The 17,195-nt window shown below is 58.9% G+C and carries 15 protein-coding genes and 1 other RNA gene; 5 read left to right on the top strand and 11 right to left on the bottom strand.

The annotated features are described in order from the left end of the window. Positions 1-51: 51 nt before the first annotated feature. From gcvP to C1N84_RS03770, 7 genes are all read right to left on the bottom strand, one after another. On the bottom strand, positions 52-2,925 hold the full coding sequence (gene gcvP, locus C1N84_RS03800) for an aminomethyl-transferring glycine dehydrogenase (RefSeq protein ID WP_264442028.1): 2,874 nt from the start codon (positions 2,923-2,925) through the stop codon (positions 52-54). Positions 2,926-3,023: 98 nt separating this feature from the next. Beyond that, positions 3,024-3,410, bottom strand: a complete 387-nt coding sequence (gene gcvH, locus C1N84_RS03795) for a glycine cleavage system protein GcvH (RefSeq protein ID WP_058781308.1) — start codon at positions 3,408-3,410, stop codon at positions 3,024-3,026. Between the two features lie 22 nt (positions 3,411-3,432). After that, positions 3,433-4,530 (bottom strand): glycine cleavage system aminomethyltransferase GcvT, encoded by a 1,098-nt coding sequence (gcvT, locus tag C1N84_RS03790; protein WP_264442027.1) that lies wholly within the window; start codon positions 4,528-4,530, stop codon positions 3,433-3,435. Between the two features lie 554 nt (positions 4,531-5,084). Further along, positions 5,085-6,287 carry an FAD-dependent 2-octaprenylphenol hydroxylase gene (gene ubiI, locus C1N84_RS03785; protein ID WP_141496343.1) on the bottom strand — a complete coding sequence of 401 codons (1,203 nt, stop codon included), beginning with the start codon at positions 6,285-6,287 and terminating at the stop codon, positions 5,085-5,087. A 20-nt stretch (positions 6,288-6,307) separates the two neighbouring features. After that, entirely contained in the window at positions 6,308-7,486 is a 1,179-nt protein-coding gene (ubiH, locus tag C1N84_RS03780; protein ID WP_264442026.1) for a 2-octaprenyl-6-methoxyphenyl hydroxylase, read from the bottom strand. After that, positions 7,483-8,805: a Xaa-Pro aminopeptidase gene (gene pepP, locus C1N84_RS03775; RefSeq protein WP_081316061.1), complete on the bottom strand. Its 1,323-nt coding sequence runs from the start codon at positions 8,803-8,805 to the stop codon at positions 7,483-7,485. The genes ubiH and pepP overlap by 4 nt, the downstream gene beginning before the upstream one ends. A 50-nt stretch (positions 8,806-8,855) precedes the next feature. Next, positions 8,856-9,437: a YecA/YgfB family protein gene (locus C1N84_RS03770; RefSeq protein ID WP_058757098.1), complete on the bottom strand. Its 582-nt coding sequence runs from the start codon at positions 9,435-9,437 to the stop codon at positions 8,856-8,858. Positions 9,438-9,607: 170 nt separating this feature from the next. Between C1N84_RS03770 and zapA the strand changes: the two genes are divergently transcribed. The 3 genes from zapA to C1N84_RS03755 all read left to right on the top strand — a co-directional run bounded on the left by zapA (position 9,608) and on the right by C1N84_RS03755 (position 10,836). Next, positions 9,608-9,937 (top strand): cell division protein ZapA, encoded by a 330-nt coding sequence (zapA, locus tag C1N84_RS03765; protein WP_021506660.1) that lies wholly within the window; start codon positions 9,608-9,610, stop codon positions 9,935-9,937. 39 nt (positions 9,938-9,976) lie between these two features. Next, a non-coding RNA gene (gene ssrS / locus C1N84_RS03760) (6S RNA) lies at positions 9,977-10,160 on the top strand. A 70-nt stretch (positions 10,161-10,230) separates the two neighbouring features. Next, a complete protein-coding gene (locus tag C1N84_RS03755) occupies positions 10,231-10,836 on the top strand; it encodes a 5-formyltetrahydrofolate cyclo-ligase (RefSeq protein WP_141496345.1) in 606 nt (201 codons plus the stop codon). Between the two features lie 30 nt (positions 10,837-10,866). On the opposite strand, the gene serA is transcribed toward C1N84_RS03755, so the two are convergent. Both serA and rpiA read right to left on the bottom strand, forming a co-directional pair. After that, entirely contained in the window at positions 10,867-12,105 is a 1,239-nt protein-coding gene (gene serA / locus C1N84_RS03750) for a phosphoglycerate dehydrogenase (protein WP_058757100.1), read from the bottom strand. A 279-nt stretch (positions 12,106-12,384) separates the two neighbouring features. Continuing rightward, positions 12,385-13,044: a ribose-5-phosphate isomerase RpiA gene (gene rpiA, locus C1N84_RS03745; RefSeq protein WP_021506657.1), complete on the bottom strand. Its 660-nt coding sequence runs from the start codon at positions 13,042-13,044 to the stop codon at positions 12,385-12,387. A gap of 182 nt (positions 13,045-13,226) precedes the next feature. On the opposite strand from rpiA, the gene C1N84_RS03740 reads away from it, so the two are divergent. Further along, positions 13,227-14,132, top strand: a complete 906-nt coding sequence (locus C1N84_RS03740) for a LysR family transcriptional regulator ArgP (protein WP_021506656.1) — start codon at positions 13,227-13,229, stop codon at positions 14,130-14,132. A 115-nt stretch (positions 14,133-14,247) separates the two neighbouring features. Here the strand turns inward: C1N84_RS03740 and C1N84_RS03735 are convergent, their stop codons facing one another. After that, positions 14,248-14,979, bottom strand: coding sequence for an oxidative stress defense protein (locus tag C1N84_RS03735; protein ID WP_021506655.1), 732 nt, complete (start codon positions 14,977-14,979; stop codon positions 14,248-14,250). Between the two features lie 219 nt (positions 14,980-15,198). Between C1N84_RS03735 and C1N84_RS03730 the strand changes: the two genes are divergently transcribed. Then, on the top strand, positions 15,199-16,506 hold the full coding sequence (locus C1N84_RS03730; RefSeq protein ID WP_132464545.1) for an MFS transporter: 1,308 nt from the start codon (positions 15,199-15,201) through the stop codon (positions 16,504-16,506). On the opposite strand, the gene C1N84_RS03725 is transcribed toward C1N84_RS03730, so the two are convergent. Next, positions 16,493-17,191 carry an IclR family transcriptional regulator domain-containing protein gene (locus C1N84_RS03725; RefSeq protein WP_021506653.1) on the bottom strand — a complete coding sequence of 233 codons (699 nt, stop codon included), beginning with the start codon at positions 17,189-17,191 and terminating at the stop codon, positions 16,493-16,495. The genes C1N84_RS03730 and C1N84_RS03725 overlap by 14 nt on opposite strands. Between the last annotated feature and the right edge of the window lie 4 nt (positions 17,192-17,195).

The raw sequence follows: 17,195 nt of genomic DNA, 5'->3' as shown, positions 1-17,195 counted from the left end.
CCGACAAATCGGCCTTGAGTATTACTGAAGGGTTTGGATTACGCCTGCAGATTACTGGTATTCGCTCATCGGAACGCATGAACAGAACACATTGCGATCGCCAAACACATCGTCCAGACGCTTAACGGTCGGCCAGTATTTGTTGGCGCTGCCGGCCGGGAAGACCGCCAGCTCGCGGCTGTACGGATGAGTCCAGTCGCCGACGATTTCCATCTGGGTATGTGGTGCATTCACCAGCGGGTTGTCGTCAGCCGGCCATTCACCGTCGGCTACGCGATCGATTTCCATGCGAATCGCCAGCATCGCGTCAATAAAGCGGTCCAGCTCGATTTTGCTCTCGGATTCGGTCGGCTCGACCATCAGCGTGCCGGCGACCGGGAACGACATGGTCGGCGCATGGAAGCCATAGTCGATCAGGCGTTTCGCGATATCCAGCTCGCTGATGCCGGTCTGCTCTTTCAGCGGGCGAATGTCGAGAATGCACTCATGCGCCACGCGGCCGTCGCGGCCGGCGTACAGAATCGGGTACGCCGACTGCAGCCGGCTGGCGATGTAGTTGGCGTTGAGAATCGCCACCGAGCTGGCCTGCTTCAGCCCTTCTGCGCCCATCATGCGAATGTACATCCAGCTAATGGGCAGAATAGATGCGCTGCCGAACGGTGCCGCAGAAACCGCGCCCTGCTGGGTCAGCACGCCGTCAATCTGCACCACGCTATGGCCGGGTACGAACGGCGCCAGGTGGGCTTTCACCCCGATCGGCCCCATGCCCGGGCCGCCACCGCCGTGCGGAATGCAGAAGGTTTTGTGCAGGTTGAGATGCGACACGTCAGCGCCGATATAGCCTGGCGTGGTGATCCCGACCTGCGCGTTCATGTTTGCGCCGTCGAGGTACACCTGGCCGCCGTACTGATGCACGATCTGGCACACTTCGCGAATGGTCTCTTCGTAAACTCCGTGCGTCGACGGATAGGTCACCATGATGCACGACAGCGCATCACCAGCCTGCGCCGCCTTTTCACGCAGATCGCCGAGATCGATGTTGCCCTGCTTATCACAGGCCACCACCACGACCGCCATGCCCGCCATCTGCGCGGACGCCGGGTTGGTGCCGTGCGCCGAGCTCGGGATCAGACAGATAGTACGGTCACCTTCATTACGGCTCTCATGATAGCGACGGATGGCCAGCAGACCGGCGTATTCGCCCTGCGCACCAGAGTTCGGCTGCATGCACAGCGCATCGTAACCGGTGAGCTGGACCAGCCACTGTGACAGCTGGCCGATCATCTGCAGATAACCGCTCGCCTGCTCTGCCGGACAGAACGGGTGCAGTTCAGCGAATTCCGGCCAGGTGATCGGAATCATTTCGGCGGCGGCATTAAGTTTCATGGTGCATGAGCCGAGCGGGATCATTGCCTGATTCAGCGCCAGATCCTTTTTCTCCAGGCTGTGCATATAGCGCATCATCTCAGTTTCGCTGTGATGACGGTTGAACACCGGATGGGTAAGGAATTCGCTGGTACGCTGCTGGCCTGCCGGAATGGCGCTATTTTCCGCCGCCACCGCGGCGTCCAGCGCCTCGATATCCTGGCCGTGCGCATCGCCCAGCAGAATGGCAAACAGTGCCAGCACGTCTTCACGCGTGGTGGTTTCATCCAGCGTGATACCGACCGCATTGAGGATATCGCTGCGCAGGTTGACGCCGAAGCTCAGCGCACGGTTCAGCACCGCCGCTTTGTCCGTGACTTCAACGGTCAGCGTATCGAACCAGCTGTGATGGCGCAGCTTCAGGCCGCCGTTTTGCAGGCCTGCCGCCAGAATCGAGGTCAGACGGTGAATGCGCGAGGCAATGCGCTTCAGTCCGGCCGGGCCATGGTAAACCGCGTACAGGCCGGCGATATTCGCCAGCAGCACCTGTGAAGTACAAATGTTGGAGTTGGCTTTCTCACGGCGGATGTGTTGTTCGCGCGTCTGCATCGCCATGCGCAGCGCGGTGTTACCTGTGGCATCGCGTGACACACCGATGATACGGCCCGGCATGGAGCGCTTGTGCTCATCACGGCTGGCAAAGAAGGCCGCGTGCGGACCGCCGTAGCCCATCGGTACGCCAAAGCGCTGGGCGGAACCGAAGACGATATCAGCACCTTGTTTGCCCGGCGCTTCCAGCTGCACCAGCGCCATGAAATCCGCCGCCACGCTCACCACCACTTTGCGGCTTTTCAGCTCAGCAATCAGTTCACGGTAGTCGTGCACTTCTCCGCTGGTACCGACCTGCTGCAGCAGCACGCCAAACAGATCGTCGTGCTCGCGGGCTTTTTCGGCGCGATCGATAATCAGCTCAAAGCCAAATGTTTCGGCGCGGGTGCGCACCACATCCAGCGTTTGCGGATGGATGTCATCGGCGATAAAGAATTTGGTCGCGTTTTTCAGCTTGCTGACGCGTTTAGCCATTGCCATCGCTTCGGCGGCCGCGGTGGCTTCATCCAGCAGCGAAGCTGAAGCGATATCCAGCCCGGTGAGATCGAGCGTCAGGGTCTGGAAGTTGAGCAGCGCTTCCAGACGGCCCTGCGACACTTCCGGCTGATATGGCGTGTAGGCCGTGTACCAGCCCGGGTTTTCCAGCATGTTGCGCAGAATCACCGGCGGGGTGATCACGGCACTGTAACCCATTCCAATCCAGGATTTGTAACGCTGATTCTGGCTGGCAATGGCTTTCAGCTCTGCCAGCGCCTGCTGTTCAGTCGCGGCATCGCCTACCGCCGGCGGGCCTGGCAGCTGGATATCAGCAGGCACAATTGAAGCGATCAGCGAAGCCAGCGAGCTGGCACCAATCGCTTCCAGCATGGTGGCCTGCTGCGCGGCATCAGGACCGATATGGCGCTCAATAAAAGCACCGTTATGTTCGAGCTGGCTGAGAGTCTGGGTCATTTACAGTACATCCTGAATCGGGCTGGGTGACAAAATGGCATTAAATCAGGCAGATAAAAAAGAAGGCGCCGCAGTGCGGCACCTTCAGAGACTACCGGTTACTCGTCGATGGACGCTTTGTAGGCGGCGGCATCGAGCATCGCGTCGAGCTCGGACTCGTCGCTGGCTTTGATGCGGAACAGCCAGCCGGCGGCGTACGGTTCGCTGTTAACCAGCTCCGGGGCATCGCCCAGCGCTTCGTTGACCGCCACAATTTCACCGCTCAGCGGGGCATAGATATCCGATGCCGCTTTCACGGATTCGGCTACCGCACAGTCGTCACCGGCGGCAAAGCTGGCGCCCACGTCAGGCAGGTCGACAAACACCATGTCGCCCAGCAGTTCCTGCGCGTGTTCGGTGATGCCCACGGTAAACGTACCGTCAGCTTCTTTACGCACCCACTCGTGGCTATCACGGTACTTCAATTCATTTGGCACATTGCTCATCGCCATTTCTCCTGAAAAAAAATTACTGAGCGACCGGCTTGCCGGCGCGAACAAAAATAGGTTTAGTCACTTTCACCGGCATTTCACGATTGCGGATTTCAACAATCGCCTGCTCACCGATACTGGCCGGCACGCGCGCCAGCGCAATGCTGTAGCCCAGCGTTGGCGAGAAGGAGCCGCTGGTAATGATGCCCTGCTGCGGCTGTCCCTGCGCATCGGTAAAGCGCACCGTCAGACCGTTACGCAGCACGCCTTTTTCGGTCATCACCAGCCCGACCAGTTTTTCCGTGCCGTTCTCGCGCTGCGCTTCCAGCGCTTCACGGCCAATGAAATTACGGTCGGCGGGCTCCCAGCTGATGGTCCAGCCCATGTTGGCGGCCAGCGGCGAAACGCCTTCATCCATCTCCTGACCATACAGATTCATGCCAGCTTCGAGACGCAGCGTATCGCGTGCGCCCAGTCCGGCTGGTTTCACGCCTGCGGCCAGCAGCTGCTGCCAGAAATCTGCGGCCTGAGCAGCAGGCAGGGCGATTTCATAACCGGCTTCACCGGTATAACCGGTCGTGGCGACAAACAGATCGCCGGCCTGTACGCCAAAGAACGGCTTCATGCCAGCCACCGCGTCACGCTGTGCCGCGCTAAACAGGCTCTGTGCTTTTTGCTGCGCGTTCGGTCCCTGTACGGCGATGAGCGCCAGATCGTCACGCTCGGTGAGCGCAACCCCAAACGGCTGCGCATGCTCAGCGATCCACGCCAGATCCTTCTCGCGCGTGGCGGAGTTGACCACCAGGCGGAAGAAATCTTCGCTCATAAAGTAAACAATTAAATCATCAATGACGCCAGCTGAAGCATTCAGCATGCCGGTATAGAGGGCTTTGCCGGGCTGAGTCAGTTTGGCGACGTCGTTGGCCAGCAGGTAACGCAGAAATTCACGGGTGCGCGCGCCGTGCAGATCGACAATGGTCATGTGGGAAACGTCAAACATTCCGGCATCGTTGCGCACCGCATGGTGCTCATCCATTTGCGAGCCGTAGTGCAGCGGCATCATCCAGCCGTGGAAGTCCACCATGCGGGCACCGCAGGTCTGATGCTGTTCGAATAGAGGCGTTTGCTGAGTCATAACCATCCTGTGAAGACAAGTGAGTGTGACGCGCCTGCGCCGTCAGTTTTGAGCGACGCAAACGTTCTCTTTACGCTGAAGTTACCACCGAATACGGCAATTAACCATAAGGAAAACGAGGGTGAAACCTTATCATCCTTTGTGCTGCCCCGGCAGCCACGACAGCACATCTCACTGCATTTATGTGATTTACCGCGCATATAATTCACCTGATGCGCAGTAATTCAGCCGAATAATGGAAGCTGTACCGCAGACAAGGGAAATGGTTCGGGGACGAAAAGCATTTAGGATTAGTTAAAGTAATGCGAATTGAGGCCTGAAATTAGAATAAATCAAATGAAGGGCAATTTGGGTGCAGCGATGCACAATAATGGTGCCAGGGCGGGATTTGCAGTGACGTTACCGGGTGCGCACAGGGTCGCGATGGATAGCGACAACGCTGTGCAGTTCGTTGATTCATGAGCGGCAGCCGACTGCCACGCCCATCCTTGAGGGGATCACGTAACGTCAGTGCAGGAAAAACGGCACCTGAAACGGTGCCGTAATAAGGAGGGTTAGCGGATCCAGCCGGGCAGGTCGTTGAGGCCCATGGCCTGCTTCAGCAGTAACGGCTTCACGCCAGGCAGCGTGTCGGCCAGCTTCAGCCCGACGTCGCGCAGCAGTTTTTTTGCCGGATGGTGGCCGGCAAACAGCTCACGGAAACCCTGCATGCCGGCCAGCATCAGCGCTGCGCTGTGCTTGCGGCTGCGTTCATAACGACGCAAATAGAGATGCTGGCCGATATCTTTGCCCTGCTGATGCAGACGGCGGATTTCGCCAATTAGCTCGGCGGCATCCATAAAGCCGAGGTTAACCCCCTGCCCGGCCAGCGGATGGATGGTATGCGCCGCATCGCCCACCAGCGCCAGCCGGTGCGCAGCAAAATTGCGGGCGTAACGCGCCGTCAGCGGGAAGGTTTTCCGTTCGCTTTCAACCTGGCACAGACCAAGGCGCATATCGAATGCCACCGAAAGCTGCTGGTTAAACAGCGCTTCCGGCATGGATTGCAGTCGCGCCGCTTCCTGCGGTGACAGCGACCAGACGATGGAGCTCAGGTGCGGATCCTGCATCGGCAGGAAGGCCAGAATGCCGTCGCCGTGGAACACCTGGCGCGCGATGGCATCGTGCGGCATATCGGTGCGTACGTTGGCCACCAGCGCGTGATGTTCGTAATCCCAGAAAGTAATCGGGATATCCGCTTTGTCACGCAGCCACGAGTTTGCCCCGTCCGCAGCAATCAGCAGGCGCGCGCTCATCATGCTGCCGTCCTGCAGGGTAATAAAGGCTTCGTTATCGCCAAACGCCACCTGCTGCAGCTGAGCCGGCGCAATCAGCGTCACGTCGCTACACTGGCTGGCGCGCTGCCACAGCGCACTGTGAATCACCTCGTTTTCAATGATATGTCCGAGGTGCGACAGCCCCTGCTGCTCGTCATCAAAGCTGATCGAGCCAAAGCTGTCCTGATCCCACACTTCCATGCCGTGATACGCACTGGCGCGCAGCGCGAGAATGGTGGACCAGACATCAAGTTTTTGCAGCAGACGCTCGCTGGCGGCGTTGATGGCCGAGACGCGAACCGACGCTGGCGCCGCCGCATCAAATTGTGGCTCAGGCGCTTTTTCCAGCACCGCAACGCGCAGGCCGCTGCCCTGTAAGCCACAGGCCACCGCCAGACCGACCATGCCGCCACCGGCAATCGCCACATCAAATGTTTGCATTGCTGCCCCTTAATTCATGCTTAACGCTTAACCCAGCCGAGCGTGCGCACGGCAAGTGGGTTTCGCAGCCATGGCAGGTGGTCCATTGCCACCAGCCCAAGATTTCGTCCAGCCACCAGCGGGGCATAACGGTTGGCGAACAGCCGCACCAGACCGTCGGTGACGCCAATGGTCGCCGCGCGATCCGGCTGGCGGCGCGCAGCAAAATGGTGCAACACCGTGTGGCTGCCCGGATCCTGCTGGTGACGATGCGCCGCCGCAAGGGTTTCCGCCAGCGACATCACATCGCGCAGACCGAGGTTAAAGCCCTGCCCGGCGATCGGATGCAGCGTCTGCGCCGCATTGCCGACCAGCGCCAGCCGGTGCGTCACCTGACGCTCTGCGGTCTGCAGCGCCAGCGGATAGATTTCGCGCTGGCCGGCGTGAGTAAAGCGCCCCAGCCGCCAGCCAAAGGCGCGCTGTAATTCATGCAGGAAGGTGGCATCGTCCCACTGCTTAACCGTGGCTTCGGCCGCCGCCGGATGACACCACACCAGCGACAGACGGTTGCCGGACATCGGCAGCAGCGCCAGCGGGCCATGCTGCGTGAAGCGCTCAAACGCGCGGCCCTGATGCGGCACCTGCGTCGCGACGTTGGCAATCACCGCCAGCTGCTGATAGTCGTCGCGCTGCCAGCGAATGCCGCAGGATGCCGCCAGCGGCGAGCGTGCGCCGTCAGCGGCCACCAGCAGCGCGCCCTGTAACGTTGCGCCGCTGCTGAGCGTCGCCTGCACGCTATCGGCGCTGCGGGTTACTGAGGTCACGTGATCCGGGCAGCACAGCGTCACGCCGGGTGCCTCACGCAGACGTTTAAACAGGCGCTGTCCCACGTCATACAGCTCGACCACGTTGCCCAACGCCGACAGCTGATAATCCTCAGCCTGCAGCTGAACAAACCCGCTGTGCCCGCGATCGGAAACGTGGATGTGGGTAATGGGCGTGGCGCAATCCGCCAGCGAACGCCACAGGTCAATTTCCGCCAGCTGCTGACAGGTGCCCGCCGCCAGCGCGATGGCGCGCCCGTCAAAGCCCGGGTGCGCGCGGCTGTCCGGCTGGTGACGCTCAATCAGCGTCACCGGCAACTGGCCCTGCGTCAGATGCGAAATCGCCAGTGCCAGCGTGGCGCCGGTCATGCCGCCGCCTGCAATCAGGATACTCATACGCCGCGCGCCGCCGCCATCAGTGCTTCGATCGCCTCAGCGTCTTTTACCACGCTGTCGGTCAGGTTTTCATTACCGTCGGCGGTGATAACGATGTCGTCTTCGATACGGATACCGATGCCGCGATACTGCGCCGGCACTTTGGCATCCGGCGCGATATACAGGCCCGGTTCAACGGTGAGCACCATGCCGGGTTCAAGCAGGCGGTCGCGGCTGGGCGTGCCGTAGTGGCCGACGTCATGCACGTCCAGCCCCAGCCAGTGACTAAGACCGTGCATAAAGAACGGGCGGTGCGCCTGCTCTTCAAACAGCGTATCGATATTGCCTTCCAGAATGCCCAGATCGACCAGACCAGTGATCATGATGCGCACCACTTCGTCGTTGACTTCATGGATGCTGATGCCCGGGCGGAACATCGACAGCGCCTTATACAGCGAGGCGAGCACGATGTCGTAGATCTCGCGCTGCGGCTGGCTGAATTTACCGTTAACCGGGAAGGTGCGGGTGATATCGCCGGCGTAGCCATGGAATTCGCAACCGGCATCAATCAGCACCAGATCGCCGTCGCGCATTTCGCTTTCGTTTTCGGTGTAGTGCAAAATGCAGCCGTTCTCACCGGAGCCCACAATGGTGTTGTAAGACGGAAAGCGCGCGCCATGGCGGGTGAATTCGTGATGGATTTCGCCTTCCAGCTGATACTCAAACATGCCGGGACGGCACGCCTGCATCGCACGGGTATGTGCCAGCGCGCTGATTTTTCCTGCGCGGCGCAGAATGGCGATCTCGTCTTCGCTTTTAAACAGGCGCATCTCATGCACCCAGGGACGCCAGTCGGTCAGCGTCGCCGGCGCGCTGAGATTTTGCCGGAAACCGCGGCGCAGTTTCTCCAGCGCGCTGAACACCAGCGTATCCGCTTCCGCGTATTCACCCTGTGCGTGATAGACCACGTCGAGTCCGTTGAGCAGCTGGTGCAGCTGCTCGTCAATCGCATCCCACGGCAGCGCGCGGTCAACGCCCAGCTTCGCCGGTGCGGCTTCCTGACCAAGCCGACGCCCGAACCAGATCTCGGCCGTCAGGTCGCGTACGCGGTTAAACAGCACGCTGTGGTTATGATTGTCATCGCTCTTAATTAATACCAGCAGCGCCTGCGGCTCGTTGAAACCGGTGAAGTACCAGAAGTCGCTGTTCTGGCGAAAGGGATATTCGGTGTCGTTGCTGCGCGTCACTTCAGGTGCAGCAAAAATCAAAGCCGCGCTGCCGGGCGCCATGCGGGCGATCAGCGCCTGACGACGTTGCCGGAAAGTTTCCAGTGTAATCATATTTGCACTCCCTGTAGAAAACGGGCAGCGACCTGCCCACGATGACGCGCTTAGTGTAGCGTAGGTTTTTGCACTTCCGGTGCGGTCGGCGTGCGTGGCCGGGTGAAGGTGTCATGGCACAGCAGCGCGGCAACGCGCACGTACTCAATCACCTCTTCCAGCGACTGTTCGAGCTCTTCCTGATCTTCATCTTCATCGTAGCCAAGTTGCGCAATGGTGCGCAGATCGTCAATCGCTTCGCCGGTCTCACCGGTCACTTTGTCCAGCTTCGGCTGCGTCACGCCCAGGCCCAGCAGGAAGTGATTGACCCAGCCGGCCAGCGCGTCAGCACGATCGAACACCGTGATGTCTTCCTCATCCGGCAGCATTAGCTGGAACAGGAAACCCTCTTCATCCAGCGTGTTGGCCAGGTTTTCATGCAGCGCCTGCAGCGGCTGCGACAGGCTTTGCGAGAACGCCATGCCCTCGTTAGTCAGGTCGTGCACCAGGGTTTTCCAGCTGCTGTCCTGATTGCCGCCGCACAGAATGCCACACAGCAGTCCGTGCATCTCGGCGGGCGTCATGCCTACGCCCTGCTGGGAAAGTGCCGCGGCCAGCGCGTTGTAAGTGGGTGTTGCGTTCTGTAAAGACATAAGCTTTGGTCGTCGTTGGCAGAATAAGTTCGTGTTATGCTACCACCAGGTGCCTCAGGGTTTCCAGAAAAGGGGTTGTAACTTATCACGCGGGTCTATATAGTTGCGCACCTCCCAACCCATTGACAGGTAAGGGAGATGCGAACGAAGTAATCAGTCAGGATGGTGGCATGTCTGCACAACCGGTAGATATTCAGATTTTTGGTCGTTCATTGAGAGTGAATTGTCCGCCTGAACAGCAAGATGCGCTGAATCTGGCCGCAGAGGATCTCAATCAACGGTTGCAAGATTTAAAAGTTCGCACTAGAGTCACAAATACAGAGCAGCTGGTGTTCATCGCCGCGTTAAACATTTGCCACGAGCTGGCACAAGAGAAAGGTAAAACGCGCGATTACGCAGCCAATATGGAACAACGTATCCGTATGCTGCAGCAGACCATTGAGCAGGCATTAGTTGAGCAAGGTCGCATAACTGAACGTCAGGGCCCTAAATTCGAATAACACTTCATGGTACTCGTGTTAGAGTAACGGTGAAGTCAATTTTCTCTGAGATGTTTGCAAGCGGGCCAGTCCCCTGAGCCGATATTTCATACCAACAGAGTGTGACGCTCTGTAACCTGTGAGCATGCTCGGTCCGTCCGAGAAGCCTGATGGTTACGACGGCATACTCACCTTGAACCAAGGGTTCAAGGGTTACAGCCTGCGGCGGCATCTCGGAGATCTCCTCTTAGTTCCACCCTGTTATTCCCGGTGTGATAATGTGGCTATCAACAGCCTTATCAGCCGGGGACATCATGCCAGCACTCTCTCTTCTCGACCGTCAGGATATTCGTCAGTATGTGCGCCATCTGCGCCGCAATCTTACGCCTGAGCAACAGGTTGAGGCCGCCGATCTGCTGGCTGAACATGCCATTAATTTTGCCCCGCTGGCCAGCGCGCAACGCATCGCGCTGTTTCTCTCCGTCGATGGCGAAATCAATACCCGACCGCTGATTGCCAAACTGTGGCAGCAAAAGAAGCAGGTCTTTCTGCCGGTGCTGCACCCGTTTGCGCCCGGTCACCTGCTTTTTTTGCGTTACACGCCAGAAACCCCGCTGCGACCTAACAAGCTGCGCATCCCTGAGCCGCCGCTGGATATTACGCAGCTGGCGACACTCGATCAGCTGGATGTGATGCTGGTACCGCTGGTGGCGTTTGACGCGCAGGGACAACGCTTAGGCATGGGCGGGGGTTTTTACGATCGCACGCTACAGCACTGGCAACAGCATGGCTTTTTACCGCTGGGTATTGCGCACGACTGCCAGCGCGTGGATGCGCTGCCGGTGGCGGCCTGGGATGTGCCATTGCCGGCAATTCTGACGCCGTCAAAGCTGTGGCAGTGGGAAACGCTGGCGGGATAAAGACAGGGCGCCCAGCGGCGCCCTGCACTGTCAGTACAGCAGACGGGCGCGAATGGTGCCTGGAATCGCCTTCATCAGTTGCAGCGCTTTCTCGGCCACATCTTCTTCGGCATCAATATCGATAACCACATAACCCATCACTGGCGAGGTTTGCAGATACTGAGCGGCAATGTTGATGCCCTGCTCGGCAAAGATCTGGTTGATGGCGGTCAGCACGCCCGGGCGGTTTTCATGGATGTGCAGCAGGCGGCTGGCGCTGGCAGCGTGCATCGGCAGCGAGACTTCCGGGAAGTTTACTGCGGAGAGCGTCGAGCCGTTGTCAGAGTATTTGGCCAGCTTACCAGACACTTCCAGACCGATGTTCTCCTGCGCTTCCTGCGTTGATCCGCCGATGTGCGGCGTCAGGATTACGTTGTCGAATTCGCACAACGGCGAGTTGAACGGATCGCTATTGGTTGCAGGTTCAACCGGGAAGACGTCGATGGCCGCACCGGCGAGGTGCTTGCTGGCCAGCGCATTACACAGCGCCGGGATGTCGATCACGGTGCCGCGCGCGGCGTTGATCAGCAGCGCGCCGGGCTTCATCAGCGCCAGCTCTTCGCTGCCAATCATGTTCTGCGTGGACGGCGTTTCCGGCACGTGCAGGCTGACCACATCACTCATGTTCAGCAGGTCAGAGAGATGGCGCACCTGGGTGGCATTGCCCAGCGGCAGCTTGTTTTCGATATCGTAGAAAAATACGTGCATGCCGAGGCTTTCCGCCAGCACGCCGAGCTGCATCCCAATATGGCCGTAGCCAATGATACCCAGCTTCTTACCACGCGCTTCGTACGAACCGGTGGCGATTTTATTCCAGATGCCGCGGTGTGCTTTGGCGTTGGCTTCCGGAATGCCGCGCAGCATCAGCAGCATTTCGCCGATCACCAGTTCTGCGACCGAACGGGTATTGGAGAACGGGGCGTTGAACACCGGCACGCCGCGTTTCGCTGCCGCGCTGAGATCAACCTGGTTAGTACCAATACAGAAGCAGCCCACCGCCACCAGCTTTTCAGCTGCCGCGAAGATCTCTTCAGTCAGTTGGGTACGGGAACGGATACCAATGAAGTGGGCATCGCGGATGGAGGACTTCAGCGTCTCAGCATCCAGTGCGCCTTTGTGGAACTCGATGTTGGTGTAACCTGCGGCGCGCAGATTATCCAGCGCACTCTGGTGAACGCCTTCCACCAGCAGGAACTTAATCTTGTCTTTTTCCAGTGATACCTTTGCCATTTCCCGACCCTATTCAGAATTCAACGAGGACTACCATAAGGTAGCCTTCTGTCAAAATATCAAAATTTTCCGGCGCGGCAATACAAACGATTGCCTGCACGCCAGCACGCGCCCACGTGCAGACAACACAAATCCACACAAAATCGTGAGATGACGAGAGCGCAAAGTACGAACCTGCTGTTGATGAATCATTTGTGACATAAGTCACCAAATTTCACTGCAGCAAGAAAAGATGTTTTGCGGATGGAAATAACCGGCGCTGGCGGCGCGCCGGTGAGATCAATTGGTGATGGTTTTCACACCGTCCGGCGTGCCAATCAGCGCAATATCCGCTCCGCGTGCGGCAAACAGCCCCACGGTGACGACGCCCGGCAGCGCATTGATGGTTTTTTCCAGCGCAATCGGGTCAAGGATGCGCAGATTATGTACGTCGAGAATAATGTTGCCATTATCCGTAACCACGTGCTGACGATACTCCGGCAGGCCGCCCAGCTTCACCAGCTCCCGCGCCACATAAGCGCGCGCCATCGGAATCACCTCCACCGGAAGCGGGAAGTTGCCCAGCACATCGACCTGTTTGGACGCATCAGCGATGCAGATAAATTTCTGCGCCACCGCCGCGACAATTTTCTCGCGCGTCAGCGCTGCGCCGCCGCCCTTGATCATCTGCATCTGTGGATTGATCTCATCAGCCCCGTCGACATACACCGACAGCGCATCCACGTTGTTGAGATCGAACACCGGAATACCCAGCGATTTGAGCTTTTCGGTTGAGGCTTCCGAACTGGAAACCGCCCCCTCGATCTGATCCCTGATCGTACCAAGCGCGTCAATAAAGTGCGCCGCCGTTGAACCGGTGCCTACGCCAACAATGGTGCCTGGCTGCACGTACTGCAGCGCTGCCCAACCTACCGCTTTTTTCAGTTCATCCTGGGTCATGGTATGTTTAAAACCTGTGCGACATCGAAGTGCGCGTAGTATAAAACAAGGCGCTGTCAAAAAGCGCGGCTGACCGACGTTGGATGTAAGCCTTTGGAAGCCAGCCCGCAAAAACGCGTCGGCCGCACAGCTTCGCCGTTTTATGGCATAGTAGTTTCCACCCTGAACGAGAGAGAACAACAATGAAACGCCCGGATTATCGAACGCTTCAGGCGCTGGATGCTGTGATTCGCGAACGCGGCTTTGAGCGTGCCGCCCAGAAGCTGTGCATCACGCAGTCTGCGGTGTCGCAGCGCATTAAACAGCTGGAAAATTTATTTGGTCAGCCGCTGCTGGTGCGTACCGTGCCGCCGCGCCCGACCGAGCAGGGACAAAAATTGCTGGCGCTGCTGCATCAGGTGGAGCTGCTGGAAGAGGAGTGGCTGGGCGATGATAACGGTGGCACCACGCCGCTGCTGCTGTCGCTGGCGGTGAACGCCGACAGTCTTGCTACCTGGCTGCTGCCGGCGCTGAAAGATGTGCTGGCCGACTCGCCGGTGCGCCTGAATCTGCAGGTGGAAGATGAAACCCGCACGCAGGAGCGTTTACGGCGCGGTGAAGTGGTCGGCGCGGTGAGTATCCAGCCGCAGCCGTTGCCAAGTTGCCTGGTGGATCAGCTGGGTGCGCTGGACTATCTGTTCTGCGCCTCGCCGGAGTTTGCCGCGCGCTATTTCCCCAATGGCGTGACACGCTCGGCGCTGCTAAAAGCCCCGGCGGTGGCGTTTGATCACCTCGACGATATGCATCAGGCCTTTTTGCAGCAGAACTTTGATTTATCGCCGGGCAGCGTGCCGTGCCACATCGTGAACTCGTCAGAGGCTTTTGTGCAGCTGGCGCGTCAGGGATCGGTGTGCTGTATGATTCCGCACCTGCAGATTGAGCGCGAGCTGGCGCAGGGAGAGCTGGTTGATTTGACGCCGGGTCTGTATCAGCGCCGGATGCTGTACTGGCACCGTTTCGCGCCGGAAAGCCGTCTGATGCGCAGCGTGACCGATGCACTGATTGCCCACGGCCACCGCGTATTGCGCCAGGATGAAGTTGCGGCTTAGCGCCCTTCAGATTAGCGCACAATAGTCGTAGCGGCGCGATTCATCGCGCGTTTTAACAGCGGTTCTGCTGCTGGAAAGCGCGATGAATCGCGCCGCTACAATTTTACAGGCTAACTTACTGCGCCGTATTCGGTTTGATTTCGAACACCACATCCACCTGATCGTCAAAATGGATGCTCTGCTGCTCGTAAGTCTGCTGCGCGGTGGTGTCCGCTGCGGCACCGGCCGCTTTGTACATGCGCGCCATCGGCATCGGCTGGTAGTTAGCCACGTGATAGCGAATGCTGTACACCGAGCCCAGTTTGGCGTTGAAGCCTTCCGCCAGGGCGCTCGCCTGCTGTGTGGCATTGGCAATCGCCGCTTTACGCGCCTGATCTTTATAGCTGTCTGCGTTAGCCACGCCCAGCTCAACAGAACGAATCTCATTCAGGCCCGACTTCAGCGCGCCGTCCAGCAGCTCATTCAGCTTATCCAGCTGGCGCAGCGTCACTTCCACCTGACGCACCGCACGGTAGCCTTTCAGCACCGACTTGCCCTCTTTGGTGTAGTCATACTCCGGCTGGGTGCTGAGATTAGCCGCATCAATATCTTTCTTCTCGATGCCGTTCTTTTGCAGGAAATCAAAATATTGCGCCACGCGGTCGTCAGCCTGTTTTTTTGCATCCGCCGCGTCTTTCGACGAAACATTCACCACGATGGAGAGCGTCGCCATATCCGGACGGGCATCCACACTGGCCTGTCCTGATGTCACCACGTGCGGTCCGTTCGGCACTTCTCCCGCCTGGACCAGACCGGACAGTGCGCCCGTGCTCATTACGGCGGCCAGCGCCAGTGCTTTCAGTTTCACGAAAGTCCTCCTTGAAGGGTTCAATTTGCAGGTCGCCACTATGGCGAAACCCAAAACACATTACTATGCGTGATGGTCTGAGTTTGAAATTAGCAAAAAGTTCGGCTTTGCTCAGGTTTAACGTATCCGCGATCGCAAATTTATCGCTACAGATTCGCTGAAAAGCGCCGCCTGCGTTTCTATTAAAGAAACACTTCTGCCCCTCGGGAGAGTTGTATTATGACAGAACAGCCACTTAGCCAAAGCGCGGTCAGCGTGCGAGCCGGACGCACACGCTTTATGATGCTGGCACTGGTGTTTATCAACATCATCATTAACTACATGGATCGCACCAACCTGTCGGTGGCCGCCACGCAGATGGCCGGTGAACTGCGCTTCACGCCGCTGGAGATGGGGCTGATCTTCTCGGCGTTCGGCTGGATCTATGCGGCGCTGCAGATTCCCGGCGGATTCCTGATCGATCGTCTCGGCGCGCGGCTGGTATACGGCGCGGGGCTGTTTGCCTGGTCGCTAATCACCGCGCTGCACGCTTTTGCCAGCAGCTTTGGCGCGCTGTTCGGTCTGCGCCTCGGCGTCGGCGCCTTCGAGGCACCGGTGATGCCGGCTAACAATCGGGTGATTTCCAGCTGGTTCCCCGAGCAGGAGCGCGCCAGTGCAATTGGCATCTACTCGTCCGCACAGTTTGTTGGCCTCGCCTGTATGACGCCGCTGCTGTTTCATGTGCAGGCTGCGTTTGGCTGGCGCGGGCTGTTTCTGATTACCGGCGTGGCGGGCATGATTTGGGCGCTGGTGTGGTATCTGCTGTATCGCGAGCCGCACCAGCATAAAGGCGTATCAGAGGCTGAACTTAACTATCTGCGTGACAACGGCGCACTGCTGGAAAATCGTCAGGACAGCCAGCCGCCGCGCGCACGCTGGGCCGATCTGGCGCAGATGTTTCGCAGCCGCAAGCTGGTCGGCATCTATATTGGCCAGTTCACCATCTCCGCCACCTTCTGGTTTTTCCTCACCTGGTTTCCTACCTATCTGGTGGAGTATCGCCACATGGACTTTATCAAGAGCGGCTATGTGGCGTCGCTGCCCTACTTCGCGGCGTTTTGTGGTGTGCTGCTGGCTGGCTTTGCCTCTGATCGCATGATCCGGCGCGGCGTGTCAGCCAGCGTAGCGCGCAAGCTGCCGGTGATCCTCGGCCTGTTCCTGACGCTGTTCATCCTTGGTGCTAACTACACCGAAGATTCGCGGCTGATCATCCTGTTTATGTCGCTGGCGTTTTTTGGTAATGGCCTGGCGACCATCACCTGGGTGTTTGTTACCGCGCTGGCGCCGCGCCATCTGATCGGTCTGGCCGGCGGCGTATTTAACTTTACCGGCGCGCTGTCATCGATCGTGGTGCCGATCGCCATCGGCGCCCTGATTGACGGCAGCAACTTCGCGCCGGCGCTGGCTTTTATCGCCGTGCTGGCCGCTATTGGCATCTGCAGCTATCTGTTTGTGGTAGGAAAAATTGACCATGTCAGCGCGCGCTGATGAGCCGTTTCGCCAGCGCGTGCAGCTGTTGCAGACGCTGCGCCAGCTGGGCTTCATCGGCCTGCCAGATTTTGGCGAAGGCCAGCGCCGCACGATTGTTATTGATCGGCTGCGCCATACTGATTTCGCCGTCCTCACGATGCCACACCAGATAATCCCCGGTGCGCTTGCGCGCCAGCAGTGGCGCAATCTGCGCCCACTGTTCGTCACTGAAGCGTGGCCGCAGCACCTCGTCACTCTCCGCCGCCAGCAGCGCGACGCCAATCACCGACTGCCACGCTGGCAGCATGCGGAATCCGGCCAGCGCCTGGCTGGTACTGGTGCGCTCGCCGGGCTCCGAGTGCCAGATGTAGATGACCTGGTCCTCCCACAGCACGCCAAGCGCCACCACGATGTCGCGCGGCGCGTGCGCCTCCAGCTGCGGCAGTGCCGAAGCAAACAGCGACGATCCACGAATGGCCTGCGCCGCCAGCGCATGAATGCCCGGGCCCGGCAGATAACGCCGGTGTTCATCCTGAATCGTCAGGCCGATGGACGCCATGGTCATCAGCAGACGGTTTACCCGCGTGCTGTTCATCCCCATCTGGCGCGCCAGTTCACGGCCGCCGACCGCTTTGTCACTGGATACCAGATATTGCAGGCAGCGAATTCCGTCAATCAGGCTCTGGTTGGGTTGCGAAGACATAAAT

This window comes from Pantoea sp. SGAir0418, from assembly GCF_043529865.1.
Note: the sequence above shows the minus strand (reverse complement) of the source record. Positions and strands in the feature narration are given on the sequence as shown.